Below are 16418 nucleotides of genomic sequence, written 5' to 3'. Positions count from 1 at the left end.
CACATGGCGGACGCGCTTCAGCAGTTCCTGCGGGCCAAGGTCCAGAGCATCACGTTCCGGGCGGGGCGGCTGTCGCGCCTCACGCCGCAGGACGTGGGCATCCGGCCCCGGGACGTCCCCTACGCCCCCTCCGCCGCGCACTTCGCCGCGGCCAACGCGCGCCTGGGCGAAATCGACCGCGACGTGCGCCGCGCCCTGTCGCGGCTGAACGGCCGGCTGCGCGACGCCCCTCTCAGCTCCGACGAGGTGTTGGAGCGCAATGCGCTGCTGGAGCGCGAAATCGACCGCGCCCGCCGCGCCTACGGCCTCTTCTTCGACGTCTTCAGCCAGCGGGGCACGCGGTTCGCGCCAGCGCTGGCGGCCTGCGACGCCATCGCGGTGGACTGCTTCCAGGCCGTGCGGCTGGCCGCGCCGGGCCTCTTGCACAGCCCGATGCTCAAGCCGCTCACCTACCTGGAGCACGGCTTCTCCCCGGCCACCTTCCGGCGCGGCGTGTTGCTGAGCCGGCTGCTCGGGGAGCGCAACCCCTTCCCGCTCATCCGCGTGCCCTACGAGCGCGTGGAGGCCCCGTGGGGCATGGGCGTCATCCTCCACGAAATCGGCCACAACCTGCAGGCCGACCTGGGCATCTGGCAGGAGACGCAGGTGGCACTCCAGCGGCGGGTGCTGCACGCCACCGGCAACCCGTGGCTCACGCGCCTGTGGGGCCGCTGGCACAAGGAGATCTTCGCGGACCTCATCGCGTGCCTGCTCGGAGGGCCCGCGTCGGTGCACTCGATGAAGGACTTCCTCGCGTACCCGTCGTCACGGGTGCTGACGTTCCATCCGCTCAGCGCGCACCCCACGCCGTTCCTGCGCGTGTTCATCCAGGCGGAGATGCTCCGGCGCATGGGCTTCATCCGCCGGGCCTGCGACGTGCGCGACAACTGGGACCGGCTGTACCGCGCGCGGCTGCCCTACGCGCGCATCCCACGGCTGCTCCTGTCCACGGCGGCGCGGCTCATCCCGCATGTCGTGGATGAGATTGCGTTCCAGCCCCGCCGGGGCCTGGCGCAGCGCGCGTTGGTGGACGTGGTGCCCTTCTGGCATTCGGATCAGGAGCGCATCGACCGGGGCGCGGAGTCGTTGGCGCGCGGGCACATCCCTCCGGGGCTGCCACCGCGCTACGTGGTGAGCGCCAGCCGCGAGGCGCTCGAACGGAGGCTGGCCTCGCCCGAGCGCATCTCGCGGACGGTGCTCAATCATCTGGTGAAGCTCGGCACGCGCAACGCGCGGATGCCGGGTGTGGGCGTCACCCTGGCCGCATGACAGGACCTCAAGGGAGGGACGATGTACGAGAACGTGAAGGGGAGAAGCCCCGCCGCAACCATCGAGTTGGCCTCGAGCGCGAAGTCGAAGTTCGACGAGTTCCTGCGCCGTCAGCTCGGCGTGTCCGACGCGCGTGACCCCAAGGCGGTGGTGTACGCGCTGCGAAAGCTCTACCCGACCACGGCCGCGCGCCTGGACGACGAGAGCCGCGGCCAGCCCATCCGCGTCACGGCCACGCCCGAGCCGGCCATGGCCATGGTCACCGGCATGATGGACTCGCCGGGTCAGCGCAGGTTCCGCCAGGAGCGCAAGGCGCTGGTGGACGACCTGGAGATCGCCGTGAACCTGGCCTCCAACCGCGACTTCAAGGCGCCGGTGTGCGGCTGGCGCGACTCCATCCTCGCGGAGCTGGACGAGGGCGAGGCCGCGGCGAACCTGGCGGTGGACCCCGTGTCGCGCGACCGGGCCTTCTATTCCATCCGCAAGCTGGGGGACACCGCGCGCGTGGCGCGCCTGGTGGGCATGGTGAACCCCGCGGTGGTCCAGGAGTTCGGCCGGCTCGCGGCGACCATCGACGACAACGCCACGCTCCTGCGCATCCTGGCGGGCGAGGCGCTCTTCCGCGCCGGCTTCGACAAGGGCGGCACGGTGTTCCAGGTGGCGCTCCAGGACCTGCGCCAGCGCCGCGAGGCGCTCATCAACTCGCTGGAGCAGCTCACCGCCACGTCCATCCAGGAGGGCTACGACGACTGGGGTGACGGCCAGGCGTCCTACGGCAAGCTGCTGGAGCAGTTGCGCGCCCGGGGGCAGTCGGACCTGCGCGCCATCGTCCGGCCGGATGCCATGTCACGGCTCCTGGACGTGCTGCTGAACCACACGCCCCGGCAGAACTCGGAGGACATGCGCGGCATCGCGTCCGCGGTGCCCGTGGAGCTCATCCAGCTGCGGCGCCTGCGGGACGTGGCCGGCAGCCTGCTGGACACGTCCACCACCGGCTTCTCCAACTCCGGCGGCAGCAGCCGGGGCGTCGCGCTGAACGCGAAGGTCCAGGGAGCCTCCGCGCCCCTGGCCGCCTTCGTGGAGGCGCTCACGCTCTTCATCGACGCGTTCGACCGGCCCAACGCCGGAGCGCGGCTGCTCAACCTGGTGCTCCCCGTCCCGCTGACCTTCCGGGACCTGACGGGCAAGGAGCAGGAGCTGAACGACAAGTTCCGGGAGCGCAACGACACCCAGGAACTCATCGAGGACCTGCTGATGGACCCCAACACGTCGGTGGAGTTCTGGAAGGAGCTGGCGCGGTTGGATCGCAAGCTCTACCACCTCGACCGGCTCATCGACCTGTTCCTGCTGGACTACGACGAGGCCGTGGTGCCGGGCGGCAACCGCGTGGACCTGCACGAGGAGATGATCGAGCAGCTGGACGACAACGTGGACGTCTTCAACGTGAACCCGGCGTTCCTCCGGGAGCAGTGCGGGCTGGAGGAGGACTCGCTGGAGCTGGCGAAGACGCTGACCCAGGAGGCGCCCGGCCAGGCGGAGGAGATTGAGGACGACCGGAACCACAAGTACGGCTTCACGCAGGGCGCGCACTGCAACACCGGCGAGCCCTTCACGGTGCCTCCGCCGATCCGCGTCTCGCTGGACCGCATCGAGAAGAACCTGGAGCCGAGCATCATCAGCCCCGGGGCCACCGTGGCCCCTCCGCTGGACACGGAACCCGGCGAGCGGGAGGTGTCCGCCTCCGCCACGGCGGGCAACGGGGCCAGCCTGGACGACGTGGCCTCGCTCATCGAGAAGAGCCGGGCGCGCATCATGACGGACGTGAAGCAGCAGCTGGAGGCCCAGGGGCCGGAGCTGGCCCGCCAGCTGGAGGCAGCGTTCTCGGATCAGCTCAAGGCCGTGGAGCGCATCATCGCGGGCAAGGAGCGGCACGGCGCGGACAGCCGTCCCGCGCCGGTCAACGGGCACGCCAAGTCGGGCCACACGCGCCGCCACGTCCGCCACGCGCGCAAGCCGTGAGCCTTGCGCGCGCACCGGACTGAAAACCCTTTCCTTCAACGTCATTGACCCAGGTGGCATGCCATGAGCATCGGTACGGCAGAAGCCCTTCAGCGGCTGTTCTCGCAGTGGAAGCGGGAAGTCCTCGCCAACGTCACGTCGGATGAGCAGCGCACGGAGCTGCAGAAGCAGTTGGCGCTCCGGGAGGAGGAGCTGCTCGCCAGCGCCTCCGACGGCTCGACGGCGTCGCTCTTCTCGGACCTGATGGGGTTGGGCAAGGACGGAGCGCCCTCCTTCGACTCCATCAGCCGGCCGCTGCTCGTCCAGGACTTCGATGAGTCCGTCATCGAGACGCAGCTCCACGCGACCGCGGAGCTCTATTACATCTACCAGCACGAACGGATGAAGGTGTTCCAGGTGGCGGGCGTGCTCCTGCGCCTCTTCCACGACGGGCGCATGCGCATCCAGCGGGGCCCCGGCGCGCGGGCGCTGTACCTGATGGAGAAGCACCAACCGCTGCGCTACAAGCCGCGCGACCGGCAGCTCGCGTACCGGCGCGCGTTCAACTACGGCAGCCTGGCGGCGCCGCCGGGCGCGGTGATGTTCCGCAACTTCCACCGCGAGTTCGTCGCCTTCGTGTCCGCCATCGCGCAGTACTTCCGCGACCTGCTCATTGGTGAGGTCATCCGCGGCTCGCAGCAGCTGAACGAGCGGCCCTTCGCGAGCCAGGCCACCATCCAGCGGCTGGGCACGGACATCCGCTGGCAGATCGACCGCGCCACCTACGGCAACATCCTGGCGCTCACGGTGGAGGTGGGCGAGTACCTCAAGACCATCCTCGACGCGATGGAGACGCCGGACATCAAGAAGGCCTTCGACGCGAACACCAAGTGGGACGTGATTGAAGTGGTGTCGCAGCGCTACCTGGGCGGCGCCGGGGAGATTTCGCAGCGCTCGAAGATGGCGGACGCGGGGCGCCTCTTGCTCAACTTCGTCGCGGACAACCCGTTCAAGACGCGCGACTTCAGGGACTTCCAGACGGAGGTGATGCCGCTGGGCCCGGTGGCGGAAGAGTGGATCGCCGCGTACCGGATGACGCCGGATGGCCGCTCGTTCCGGGGCGTGTCCCCCACCCTGCGCCAGACGCTGGGCATCACCAGCCCCGCGCCGGCGATGCGCTGAAGAAGGGAGGCGCGTCATGGACATCCCGCTGCATCCCCTGATGGAGGCGGGCACGAGGGCCGCCTCGGCGCCGCGCACCAACGTGTCGCGGATGGTGGCCTCGGCGGTGGCGGGCCAGGTGTCCCATCCCGTCGTGCGCGCGTCGCCCTACCGCATTGGCCGGGATGGGGTGCCCCGGTTGGTGCCGGGCAGCGGCGGCATCGTGCTCAACCGCCGCGTGGGAGACCGCGCGGTGGGGCTGGCCGCGGACCACATGGAAGCGGGCGTGTCGCTGCACAACACGGGGAAGGACGACGTCGGCCAGCGCGGCGGCTCCAACCGGGCGCTGATGTTCTATGCGTGCGTGGGCAACCGCGCGCGCGTGACGAGCGGTCCCGCGAGGGGCGCCGTGGGCACGGTGGTGGGCAAGCACGGCGGCATCAACCACGTCATCGTGGACTTCCCGCCCGCGGTGAAGCGCCGGCTGTGCATCGGGGACCGCGTGCAGCTGGATGCGTACGGCCAGGGGCTGGAGCTGCCGGACTTCCCGCAGGTGCGCGCGCTGAACCTGTCGCCCCGGCTGCTGCGGCGCTGGGGCGTGCGGACGGAAGCGGGGCGGCTGGTGGTCCCCGTGACGCACACGGTGCCCGCGGAGCTGATGGGCTCGGGGTTCGGGCGTTCGGAGGGCGTGCTGGGGGACCTGGACATCCAGCTGTCGGATGCGCGGCTGGTGCGCAGGCACCGGCTGAACGCGCTCCGGCTGGGGGACCTGGTGGCGGTGTGTCCGTTGGACTACCGCTTCGGGCCCTCGCGGCGGTCGGGGGCCATCACGGTGGGGGTGGTGGTCCATTCGGACAGCAAGGTGGCGGGGCACGGGCCCGGGGTGACGCCGCTGCTCATCTGTCCGGCGGAGTGCGTGCGGCTGGTGTGCCGGCCCCAGGCCAACGTGGCGCTCGTGCTGGGGCTGCGCCGGAACGTGGCCCCGCCGGCGCGCGGTTCGTCACGGGGTCGGTGGTAGGGACACCGCGCCCAGACAGCGCGACACCATGGCCGCGCGGGTGTCCACGCCCAGCTTGACGAAGATGCGCCGCAGGTGGGCCGCCACGGTCCACGTGCTGATGTGGAGCTTCGTGGCGATCTGCTTGTTGCCCCAGCCCGCGCAGACGCATGAGACGACCTGCAGCTCGCGCGAGGTGAGCAGCCGCACGTCGGACGCGGGTGTGGGCGCGGGCGCGGAGTCCTCCGCGGGCACCAGGTGGTAGCGCTGCCCGTTGAGGATGAGCTCGCCGGCCAGGGCGCGGTTCTGCTCCTGGGGGGCGCCGAGGTCGGGGACCACGAGCAGGACATGGCTCCCAGGTGGAAGAGGCGTCCGCATGGCGTGCGCTAGGAAGGGTCCGCCAGTTCGGGTGTGGTGAGGATGCGCCAGACCTCGGAGGCTTCGCGCGAGCGCCCGGTGGCGCGCAGGTCCTCCGCGAGGCGCTCCCCCGCGGCGGGAGGCTCCGGCCGTTCACGTGCGAGCGTCACGAGCCGCGTGACGCCGCGGCGGCCGAAGCGGAGCTCGGCGTGGAAGAGCAGCGCCAGCGCGCGGGCCGAGACGAAGAGGCCACCGGGTGCGTCCACGGCGGTCCCTTCCTGGGCGCAGGAGTCGAGCATGGGACGGAGCACGTGCGTGACGAGCGTTTCGAGCTGAGCCCGTTGCGCGCCGCGCTCCCGGCCGGCCCGGGCGAGCGCCGCGAGCAGCCGGGGGTCTTCGGCGAACAGGGACAGGGCCGAGGCTTCGAACCCCAGCCGTCCCAGGCGTGCGTCGAACGCCTCGGGTTCATGCTGCTTCCAGTGGGCGAGCGCGGCGATGAGCGTGGGCCCTGACAGGGGCCATACGCCCCACCGGGGCTCGGCGCCGGACTGGGGTTCGGAGGTGACGGAGTCGAACGGGTGCCCGAACCAGGCGAGGACGAAGTCCAGAGCGCGGGCCTGGGGCTCCGTGAGGCCTGGTCCCATGAGTTCCTCGCGCGAAGGCGCGCACGGGCCGCGCACCGCGACGGTGCCGCGATGGATGGGTCGGCCGCCCTCGTTGCCCAGGACGATTCGCGCGCCATCCGGGAAGGTGACCACGGGCCCCTGGAGCCGGAGCTCCTCACGTGCAGCGCGGAAGGGAGAGTCCTGCGCTTCCGCTTCGCGGGGCTGCGTCTCGGTGAAGAAGTCGGTTCCGGAGTAGAGGTGGACGCTCTCCTCCCGGGACGCGCGACCAGGTGCCGGCTCGGGAGTGCTGAAGGGGTCCGCTCCAGAGCGTGAATGAGGGTTCCCATCACGGACCGAACGAGCCGAGGCCGCCTCTGGCGCCGCGAACGGATCCACGCCCGTGCCAGGGTGGCGGCTTGCCTCATGGGCCGAACGGGCAGAGGCCGTCTCCGACTCCGCGACAGGGCCAGGATGGCGGTTTGCATCACGAACCGAACGAGCAGCAGCCACCTCTCCCTCGAACGGATCCGCGCCAGAGCGAGCGTGACGGCTGGACTCATGCACCGAACAAGCAGCAGCCGCCTCTTCCTCGAACGGATCCGTGGCAGAGCGAGCGTGACGACTGGCCTCATGAGCCGAACGAGCAGCAGCCGCCGCTGACTCTCCCAATGACTCTGCCCCCATGCTCGACTGGCGTCTCGCCTCACGATGCGAACGAGCAGAGTCCGCCCCTGGCTCTCCAAATGGATCCGCACCAGAGCGAGCGTGGCGGTTTGCCTCACGGTTCGAACAAGAAGCAGCCACCCCTGACGCAGTGAACGGATCCGCCCCCATGCTCGGCTGGCGTCTCGCCTCACGCTCCGAACGAGCAGCAGCCGTCCCTGGCGGAGTGAACGGATCCGCACCCATGCTCGGCTGGCGTCTCGCCTCACGCTCCGAACGCGAAGCAGCCGCCCCTGACGCAGTGAACGGATCCGCGCCGGACCTCAAGTGGCGGTTTGCATCGCGGGCTGAGCGTTCCGATGCCGCCGGCATTCGGGGCGCCCGTTCGCTGAACGGCTCCACATCGAGGTGATGATCCTCACGCGCCGCGCGAACGGAATCGGCGCGGGGACCCTGTTCGCTGAACGGAGTCGCTTCGCGGCGGCGCTCTTCACGGGCCGCGCGGGAAGAAGCAGAGGCTCCGCCCCGCGGCATCCGGACTCGGGGCGAGGGCTCGGAGAGCGAACTGCGGCCGGAACGTGGAGGGCGCAGTTCCTCACCAAAAGCGGAGGCTCCGCCCTGCGGCATCCGGGGCCGAGGCGCTGATTCGGCGAGTCGGTTGGAACCGGACCGCGGAGGGGGCATGCCTTCACGTGCGGCGCCAGCGGCGTCGGATGAAGAAGAAGTACGGGACCTCGATTCGGAGAGCGGCGCACGGTCAGGACGCGCAGGGCGCCCTTCCCCCCTGGCCGCGCGAGAAGAGGCATGACGGCTGGGCCTCGGTTCGGAGAATCGATCAGGGTTCGGACGAGGAGGATGCAGCGGCGCACTCGCGGTCCCCGATGAGCCGTCTTCCCTCGTGTAAGCGGGAGGCCTGGAGCCGGAGCCGCGACGCGATGGATGCAGTTCCTCCCGGGCCGCGCGGGAAGAATCAGAGGACTCCCCCTGCGTCGTCCGGCCGCCTGGGCCAGGAGCCTCGAGCGGCTCGTCGCCAGAGCGAGCAGCGGCTCCAGAAGTGCGCGGACGTGACTCCGTCGCATCCGCCCGCGAGAAGGGAGCATCCCGTTCGAGGTCGGAAACCCAGCGCTCCAGGAGCGACATCACGCCCTGGGAGGTAACGGGCGCACGGTTCCGCTTCCGCCCCGAATCATCACCAGCCACGGCAACCTCCCCTGAGAACCAACCTGCCCACGCACAGTAGGAATCACCCTTGCGCAGGGAAGTTCGACCCGGAGCCGGGCTCCACGGTTGAGTTCAGGATGGAGGCACCACGGCGGACCTCCAGGACGACAGTGCCGTCATCCCGGAAGGCTGCCTCCACGCCAGCTCGCCTGCTCTCGACGCGTGCTCAGAACAGGCGCGAGTACGTGGACGGTGCCCCCGGCCGTGGCGTCCAGCGCTTCGCGTCGCGGGGCAGCCACAGGAGCTGGAAGGCCTCGGCACGCCCTTCATAGCGAAGGGTGTGCTCCCCCTGGGACAGCGTGAACTCAGGAGTGGTGATGCGCTCGCCATCGATGAACAGCGCGCCGGCGTCGAGAGTGCTCGAGGGCTGGACGAAGTAGCGGTCGGCGCGAACCGCGAGGAAGCGGTCCTCCAGTGCGCCAGAGTCCGAGGGCACGCGGTAGCGCTGTCCCCACAGATACAGGTCACCGTCGTAGGGCTGGTAGTGCGCGTCGAGGAAGCGGCGCAGCGCTGGAGGAAGGCCGGAGGTACGCAGGTCATCCACCCGCAGCACGCAGCCCTGCTCCACGAGTACACGGGGCATTTCATCGGACAGCAAGCCCGCGAGTGAGCCGCGCAGATACGCGTCCGTATAGAAGTAGAAGTGAGCGTGCGGCCGGCTCACGTAGCCCCCCGAGTTGTCGTAGACGACATCCTCCGGTCCCGTGAGCGCCGCGATACGAGCGAGCACCTCGCGCTGCCGCGCATTGCCGCCGCCATCCAGCAGGGCCTCCACGCGCGCGGCCTGGACAACGAACAGGCCCCCCAGCCCGGCAAACCCCAGGGTCCGCACAGCGGGAGTGCGCAATCCAGCGAGCACGACGAAGACGCCGCGCGCGGCGAAGGGCGCGAGCACGCCCAGGAACGGCAGCAGGCTGTACGGGAACGGAGCGCGCTGGAGCGCATAGGCGCCGAAGGTCGCGGGCACGGCCACGAACAGGAGCAGGTCCGGAGTGCGCGGGTGCTTCAGCAAGCGAAGGAACGTGGCGACGAACCCGACAGCGGCGAGGAGGAAGAACGCGGGTTGCGCCTCCAGGGCCGGCACCAGGTATTCGCGCCACGAGAAGCCCGGGTAGTGGCGCTGGTGTTCGGAAGCCCAGACGAAACACCACCGCCACCATGCGCCCCACGAGCCCGTCACCGTGAGGTAGGCCGCCACCGCGCTCGTCGCAACAGCGATGCCCGAGAAGAATGCGCGAGGCGCGGCGATGAGCGAGGGGGAAGCATTCCTGCGCGGCAGGAGGTCCGCCAGGAGCACGGCGGTCACGAGCCCGCCGAAGAAGAGCGCTTTCTGGGAGCCCCACGCGGAGGCGACGAGCAACGCCCCCGCCAGGAACGACGAGCGGAAGGAGCCGGGCTGCACGGACAGGGCGGCGAGTGCGCCCAGGAAGAGCGCGGCGGTGAGGGCATCCGGACGCACCTCTGTGGCGAAGTGCAGGAAGCCGGGCGAGCAGAGCAGCAGCACCGGAGCCAGGAGCGCGGCGATGCGTCCTTCCCGCCGATTGAGGAAGAACACGGAGACACACGCCCCCGCGAGCGGCACGAGCATCGCGGCCCGAAGCGCGAGCACGTTGCGCGGATCATCTCCAAGCAGCCAGAACAGGGGCGCCAGCAGCTGGTACACGAATGGGAAGTGCACCTCGAAGAAGTCGCGGTAGGGCACCTGCCCGTGGGCCATGAGCCACGCGGCATGGGCGTACTGGAACTCGTCGATGCTGAATGCCTTGTGCAGTGCGAGGCGCGAGGCCTGGAGCGCGAGCACACCCAGGACGACACCCAGCCCCCACCGCAAGGCCCGGGGCTCCGTCATCGGCGCCGTCATACCCCGAAAGCAACCCCGGCTTCAGAACGCACGGAGCAAAGGTCCCGTACCACCAGGCCCCCTGCTCCCCGTTGCCCACCTCCCGCCGCGCAGGTGGACCAGCGGCCCCGCGACGAAGTCTCCAAACCTGTCCGACTGTCGGACAAGTTTCCGCGGCCCAGGTGGACCGGGAGTCCCCCAATCGAGGCCCTCCAAACCGGTCCGACTGTCGGACAGGCTTCCGCTGTGCTCAGGCGGCTCCAAAACCCCGAGCCGAAGCCCTTCAAACCTGTACGACCGGTCGGACAGGTTTCCGCAGCCCAGGTGGACCGGAAGCCGATGAGCGGGGGGCTTCAAAACCGGTCCGACTGTCGGACAGGTTTCCGCGGCCCAGGCGAACCGGGAGTTCCCGACCCGAGGCCCTCCGAATGGTCCGACTGTCGGACAGGTTTTCCACGGCCCAAGTGGCCCAGGTGGCCCCAAGCCGAGGTCAGCCGAACCGGTCCGACTGTCGGACAGGTTTTCCCGTGGCCTAGATGCCCAGAGGCTCCTCAGCCGAGATCCTCCCAACCGGTCCGGCTGTCAGACAGGTTTCTCCGCGGTCCAGGTGGCGAGAGGCCTCCCAACAGAGAGCCTTCAAACCAGTTCGACTGTCGGACAGGATTTCGCTGCCCAGCTCGCCCCAAAGCCCCCCGAGCCGAGGTCCTTCCAAACCGGTCCGACTGTCGGACAGGTTTGCGCTGCCCAGGTGGGCCCAAGGTCCCGAGCCGTGGTCCCCCAACTTGTCCGACAGTCGGACAAGTCTTCTGCGGCCCAGGTGAACCCCAGGCCCCCAAGCGGCGAGCCTTCGAATTGGTCCGACAGTCGGACAGGTTTTCCACTGCCCCGGCGGACCGGGAGCCTCCGAGCCGCAGGCCTCCAAACCTGTATGACCGGTCGGACAGGTTTCCGCTGTCCAGGTGCACCCAACGCCCCCGAGCAGAGGCCCTTCAAACCGGCCCAGCTGTCGGACAGGCTTCCGCTGTCCAGGTGGACCGGGAGTTCCCGAGCCGAGATCCCTCCAAACCGGTCCGACTGTCGGACAGGTTTCCGCTGTCCAGGTGCACCCAACGCCCCCGAGCAGAGGTCCTTCAAACCGGCCCGGCTGTCGGACAGGCTTCCGCTGTCCAGGTGGACCGGGAGTCCCCGAACCGCGGTCCTTCAAACCGGTCCGACTGTCGGACAGGTTCGCGGAGTGCGCCGCTGCCGGGCAGCCCCATCGGGGTTCTCCCTTCTCCTCCTGTGGACAGCGTGCCGCGCAGAGGACCTAACGCCGTGCGCGTGCGCGTGCGCCCGAGCAGGTCGGCTCAGCGCCCCGTGCGGCGCCGTGCCCGTGCCCGCGCGGCCTCCAGCGCGGAGTCCACCCCAGCGGGCGGTTTCGGAGGCTCCGGCTTCTGCTCGGCGGAAGCCTCCTGAACAGGCTTGGGCGTCGTCGCGGAGGGCTGCACGTCCGTGCGCGGTGCCGCCTTGGGCTCACGTGCGCTGGCTTCCTTCACGGGCTTTTCCCGCGCCGCCCGCACTCGCGGCGCGGAGAGGAACCTGCGCACCGCGACCTCCGCCAGCATCGCCGCCAGCGCGAACGCGACCAGCCAGGGCGCCAACGCCACGCGCCCCTCCGACTCTGGCGCCTCCGCGAAGAGGCCCGTCATCGACAGCCGCTCCTGGCCCCCGCCCACCGCCGCCAGCGCTCGCAGGAGCTTGAGGCCCTCCTTCGCGCTGCCCGGCTCGAACTCCGGCGCGTACGGTAGCGCCACCGGTGGCGCCCTCAACACGCGTCCGCCCCACTTCACCACCGGATGCCAAGTGCCGCTGCCCGTCAGCGGGTACTCGACCACCAGCCGGTCCTCGTCCTCCCAGTGCAGCGGCTTCTCCACACCGGAGCGCCCGTCGCCCGCCAGCAGCACCGCCGTGGGCAACGCGCCCGGCATCGGCTCACCCGGCGGCAGGTCCAACGTCACGCGCAGCACGTTGCCCTGGCGCTCCGAGCGCACCACCGCCTCTTCCTTCGGCGTCGGCCGCCCCATCGCCCAGCGCACCACCGCCTCCAGCGTCGCCCGCAGCGCGCCCCACTCGCGCAACTCCCCCGTGTACCTGCCGTCCACTTCCGCAGTGAGCGCCACAGTTCGCCCCGCTCCATGCGGCCACAACGCCAGCACCGGCGCGGCGTTCGTGTCCAACGTGCGCAGCGCCACGTTCGCCCGGGGCTTCAGGTAGGTGAGGTTGTAGCCGCCCACCTGTGGCAGGCCCGTCGTCGGCAGCGGCCCCAGCAGCGGCAGGTCCGGCGCTGCCTCCAACGACGAGGGCTCGTCCACGAACGTGGCCCTCGCCACCGCGAGCGTCTCCTGGCTGAAGATGCGCGGCAGGCTCATGGCGTCCTCCGCGAAGTAGATGCGCCCGGCGCCGCGCCGGGCCACCTCGCGCAGCAGGTCCGCGTCCGGATCCGTGGGCTTGCCCAGGCCGATGACCGACACCGTCACGTTGGCCGCTCGCAGCGCAGCCAGCGTCTCCTGGTAGTCACCCGGCTCCTCGGAGTCCGCCGCGTCCGAGAACAGCACCACGTGCCGCGTGGGCTTCTCACTGCGGAGGATCTCCTTGCTGCCCGTGCGCAGGGCCGTGCCCACGTAGATGCCGCCGCCGCCACTGAAGCCTCGCGCCACCTGGTCGAACGGCAGACCCTTGCTCACCGGACTCAAGGGGAAGATTTCATGCGGCTCCGTGTCCACCATGTGCACGGAGGCCTCGTCGTTCGCGTTGAGCAACGTGAGCGCCGCCGTGACGCCCTCCGCCGCCAGCTCCATCTTCGTGCGCCCGTCCGGCACCTGCATGCCCATGGAGCAACTCGAATCCATGAGCACGCTCATCGCCACCGACGCGCGCCGCTGCTCCTCGCGCATCTCCAGTGAGACAGGCAGCAGTGGCTCCAAGGGCGAGCGCCGGTAGCCGCCCTCGCCGAAGCTCGACCGTCCTCCCGTCATCACCAGCCCACCGCCCGCCTGGTCCACGTAGTCCGCCAGCGCGTTCAACCCCGTCTCGCCCAGCGCGTTGGCGTCCACGTTCTCCAGCACCACCACGCCCACCCCGTCGAGCGCCTCCAGCGACAGGTGGAACGGCGCCTTCACCTCCAGCGCCATGCCCGTCGCCGCCAGCGCCTTCGACAGCGTGCCTGACGGCTGCGCGGTGAGCAGCAACACGCGCGGCGGCCCCTCCACGCGCAGCACGCCCACGCCCACGTCGTTCTCCGGGACGCCGTCTCCGGGCACCTCCACCGTGAGCCGGTAGTGCACGAGCCCCGGCTCCTCCAGCAAGTCGCGCAGGGGCAGCAGGTTGGGTCCGGGCTTGAAGTCGTACGGCCCCTTCACCAGCACCTTCCCGTCGCGCTCCAGTCGCACGGTGCCCGTGACGGCCGAGGTCGCCTGCACCACGGCGGAGAACTGGAAGGGTTCGCGCACGGAGACGGTGGCGGGCACGTCCAGCGACACCACGGCCACGTCCAGCGCGGGCTCCGGCCGGGACACCTGCCGGTAGTCCACCGCGATGCCTCGCGCCGCCAGCCGCCGCGTCGCGCCCCGGGCATCCGCGCCGGTGGACCGGCCGTCGGAGACCACCAGCACCCGGCCCGTGCGCTCGGGGGGAATGAGCGCGCCCGCCGCGTCCAGCGCGGCCGACAGGTCCGACGCCTCCGCGTCCACCGGCCGCGTGAAGCCGCCGAACCGGCCCGACTCCGACAGCGGGGACTCCACCCGCGCCTCGCGGCCGAAGGTGATGACGCCCACGCGGTCGCCCGGCCGGCGCTGGGACTCCACCAGCGAGATGAGCTCCTGCGCCACGCGGTCCACGTCCAGCGGCATGGAGCGCGAACGGTCCACCACCACGGCCACGTCGCTGCCCGCGTTCGCCAGCCGCAGCTCCGGCCCGGACAGCGCGGCCACGCCGAGCACCAGCAGCACCCATCGCAGCACCATGGGCGGGCCGGGCCTCCGGCCGTAGCGCCACAGGAAGAGGCCCAGCGGCAACAACAGCAGCCACGCCTGGGGAAGGGTGAAGGTCATGCCTTCCTCGTGACGTAGAAGTCCGCCAGCAGCGCGGCCAGCAGCACCAGCAGGGGCCAGCGGGCGCGCTCATGGCCGCGGGTCTCTTCCGAGTCCTCGCCCGCCTCCTTCGCGGCCACGTCCGCGCTGCCCCGGCCGCGCAGGTCCGACTCCCGCGCGTCCAGCGCCAGCACCTCCAGCGAGTCCACTTCACGGCCGTCGCGCTCCAGGACGTAACGGCCGGGGCTGGTGGGCGCGGGCAGGCTCAGCGCGCCCGCGCCGAACACGGGCTTGCGGCCCGAAGGGCCCTTCAGCGCGTAGCGAGCACCGGCCTCCGTCACCACGGAGAGCGCCTCGCCCAGGTTGAGCTGACGCCGGGGGAAGCCCTCGCGAAGCCGCCGCGCTTCGCGCACCACGTTGCCCAGCAGCACGGGCCAGGCGGTGGTCCGCTGGAGGTTGGAGCGCGCCAGGTCCACGTTGAGGTGCAGCCGCCCGCCCTCCTCTTCCGACACGAGCACGGCTTCGCCCGCGGTCATCAACGGACGGCCCGGAGGGTTCGCGCCCGCCGTCCACCGCACGCCCGAAAGCTGCACGTCATCCATCAGCGTGCTGCCCTTCTCCGTGAAGAACGGCCCCACGAAGGTGCGCAGCGGCCCTTCCGCGCCCAGCGTCACGCGGGCCTCCGCGCGCGAGGGGCCGACGGACAGCACCGGCGCGCCGGGAACAGGAGGGCCGCGCGCCACATCGGGAGACACCGCCAGGAAGCGCTCCAGCGCCTGCTTCGACGCGGGCGACAGGCCCTCCGTCAGCCCCACGGCCACCGGCATCACGGGAGACGGAGGCAGGCGCACGTGTCCGTCCTCGGGCAGCGCGTCGTCCGGCAGCGACACCTCCACGTCACCGGCCTCGCGGAACGTGAGGCGCACGGTCGCGGCGCCCTCTTCCGGTAATGCGATGCGCTCCGTGCGTTCGGTGCCTTCGCGGGCGCCCGGCCCGGGTGCCGCGCGCACGCGTGCTTCAATCTCCGAAGGCCCCGCGCCGAAGCGAGCGACCCGCAGCGTCACCGTGGCCCGGCCGCCCTCGTCGCGCCGCTGCGCGGAGACCACCGCCACGTTGCCCTGGGAATGGCCCAGCGCCGTCCAGCGCACGGAGGGCGGCACGGTCGTGTCCTCGGAGGGCGGCGCGTCGGTGAAGAAGTGCACGCGCTTGCCGGGGCCGGCCAGCTCCTGCGCCCACAGGAGCGAAGCCATGACGTCATGGTCCGGCCCCCGCGCCTCGAAGGACTCCAGCGCGCCCAGGGCCCGTGATGCATCGGCCTCCGGTCCGGCGAGGACCAGCGGCGCCACGCCGCTCGCGAGCACCGTGACGTGCGTCGCGCGTTCCGACTCCACGCGCTTCGCGGCTTCCGCGCGCACGTGCTCCAGCACCGTCTTGCCATCCGGAGTCCTCGCTGACATGGACAGGCTGCCGTCCACGACGAGCACCAGGTGACGGCGCCGAGCGCTCTCCCCCAGCCGCACGTCCGCCAGGTACAGCGCGACGGCCAGCACGGCGAGCGCCTCCAGCAGCAGTGACGCCTCACGCGTGAAGCGCTCCCACCGGGGCCCTCCCTCCGCGCGAGGGCGCGGCGTGCGCCACAGGAACAGCGCGCTCACCACCACCGGCTTCTGCCGACGGCGCAGGAAGTACGCCGCGACCAGCGGAACCAGCGCGCCCAGCGCCAGCAGCCCCCAGGGAAGCCCGAAGCTCACGCCCCGCCTCCCGCGACGAACAACGCGCGCAGCGGCCCCGCGACCTGCGCCCGCAGTCCTTCCGCCGCGTTCACGGTGAGCAGCGTTCCCCGCGCCCGCACCGCCGCGCTTCGCAGCGCACGCTGGTGCTCCGCGAAGCGGCGGGCGTAGGCAGCCAGCACGCCGTCCGTCAGCAACTCCTCCAGCGCCACGCCACTCTCCGCGTCCACCAGCCGCGCGCCGTCACCGCCCGAGGGCTCCAGGTCCTCCGCGTCCAGCACCTGCACCAGGAACAGCGCCGACGCTCCTCGCGACAGCCGGGCGCACAGCGCCTCCAGGTCCGTCTCGAAGAGGAAGTCGCTCACCACCACCCGCAGGCCACACGGCCGCAACGGCGGCAGCCGCCCCAACGCCGACGCCAGGTCATCCCGCGCCTCGAACTCCGCCCCCCGCAGCGCCGCGCGGCACGCC

Annotated in this window: 9 protein-coding genes and 1 pseudogene; 4 read left to right on the top strand and 6 right to left on the bottom strand. The window is 71.1% G+C overall.

Features of this window, described 5'->3' with window-relative positions; translation table 11 throughout:
• Positions 1-3 precede the first annotated feature (3 nt).
• The 4 genes from D7V80_RS27505 (at position 4) to D7V80_RS27490 (ending at position 5485) form a co-directional block, all read left to right on the top strand.
• Positions 4-1308 carry a hypothetical protein gene (locus D7V80_RS27505; RefSeq protein ID WP_120590983.1) on the top strand — a complete coding sequence of 435 codons (1305 nt, stop codon included), beginning with the start codon at positions 4-6 and terminating at the stop codon, positions 1306-1308.
• A 21-nt stretch (positions 1309-1329) separates the two neighbouring features.
• Positions 1330-3327, top strand: a complete 1998-nt coding sequence (locus D7V80_RS27500; protein WP_120590982.1) for a hypothetical protein — start codon at positions 1330-1332, stop codon at positions 3325-3327.
• Positions 3328-3390: 63 nt separating this feature from the next.
• A complete protein-coding gene (locus tag D7V80_RS27495) occupies positions 3391-4488 on the top strand; it encodes a hypothetical protein (protein WP_120590981.1) in 1098 nt (365 codons plus the stop codon).
• Positions 4489-4504: 16 nt separating this feature from the next.
• Positions 4505-5485 (top strand): DUF4438 domain-containing protein, encoded by a 981-nt coding sequence (locus D7V80_RS27490; RefSeq protein ID WP_120590980.1) that lies wholly within the window; start codon positions 4505-4507, stop codon positions 5483-5485.
• Here D7V80_RS27490 and D7V80_RS27485 read toward each other — a convergent pair.
• The 6 genes and pseudogenes from D7V80_RS27485 to D7V80_RS27460 form a co-directional block, all read right to left on the bottom strand.
• Positions 5468-5803 carry a response regulator transcription factor gene (locus D7V80_RS27485; RefSeq protein WP_233585767.1) on the bottom strand — a complete coding sequence of 112 codons (336 nt, stop codon included), beginning with the start codon at positions 5801-5803 and terminating at the stop codon, positions 5468-5470. The two genes, D7V80_RS27490 and D7V80_RS27485, sit on opposite strands and share 18 nt — an antisense overlap.
• A 47-nt stretch (positions 5804-5850) precedes the next feature.
• Positions 5851-6579, bottom strand: a complete 729-nt coding sequence (locus D7V80_RS27480) for a hypothetical protein (protein ID WP_120590990.1) — start codon at positions 6577-6579, stop codon at positions 5851-5853.
• A 1897-nt stretch (positions 6580-8476) separates the two neighbouring features.
• A complete protein-coding gene (locus D7V80_RS27475) occupies positions 8477-10159 on the bottom strand; it encodes a hypothetical protein (protein ID WP_233585766.1) in 1683 nt (560 codons plus the stop codon).
• A gap of 1337 nt (positions 10160-11496) precedes the next feature.
• Positions 11497-14238, bottom strand: a complete 2742-nt coding sequence (locus D7V80_RS27470; RefSeq protein ID WP_120590977.1) for a VWA domain-containing protein — start codon at positions 14236-14238, stop codon at positions 11497-11499.
• Positions 14235-15968, bottom strand: a complete 1734-nt coding sequence (locus tag D7V80_RS27465; protein ID WP_120590976.1) for a BatA and WFA domain-containing protein — start codon at positions 15966-15968, stop codon at positions 14235-14237. The genes D7V80_RS27470 and D7V80_RS27465 overlap by 4 nt, the downstream gene beginning before the upstream one ends.
• A pseudogene (locus tag D7V80_RS27460) lies at positions 15965-16418 on the bottom strand (DUF58 domain-containing protein); the annotation flags it as partial. The pseudogene D7V80_RS27460 and the gene D7V80_RS27465, both read right to left, overlap by 4 nt.

Origin of the sequence: Corallococcus sp. CA054B (assembly GCF_003611625.1) — a bacterium.
In the GTDB taxonomy this organism is placed as follows: Bacteria; Myxococcota; Myxococcia; order Myxococcales; family Myxococcaceae; genus Corallococcus; species Corallococcus coralloides.
This window is presented reverse-complemented; position numbering and strand designations above follow the sequence as displayed.

Coding starts and splice junctions, on each gene's coding strand:
- D7V80_RS27470 (WP_120590977.1), bottom strand. CDS start 14,238: ATGACCTTCACCCTTCCCCAGGCGTGGCTGCTGTTGTTGCCGCTGGGC.
- D7V80_RS27505 (WP_120590983.1), top strand. CDS start 4: ATGGCGGACGCGCTTCAGCAGTTCCTGCGGGCCAAGGTCCAGAGCATC.
- D7V80_RS27490 (WP_120590980.1), top strand. CDS start 4,505: ATGGACATCCCGCTGCATCCCCTGATGGAGGCGGGCACGAGGGCCGCC.
- D7V80_RS27475 (WP_233585766.1), bottom strand. CDS start 10,159: ATGACGGAGCCCCGGGCCTTGCGGTGGGGGCTGGGTGTCGTCCTGGGT.
- D7V80_RS27495 (WP_120590981.1), top strand. CDS start 3,391: ATGAGCATCGGTACGGCAGAAGCCCTTCAGCGGCTGTTCTCGCAGTGG.
- D7V80_RS27500 (WP_120590982.1), top strand. CDS start 1,330: ATGTACGAGAACGTGAAGGGGAGAAGCCCCGCCGCAACCATCGAGTTG.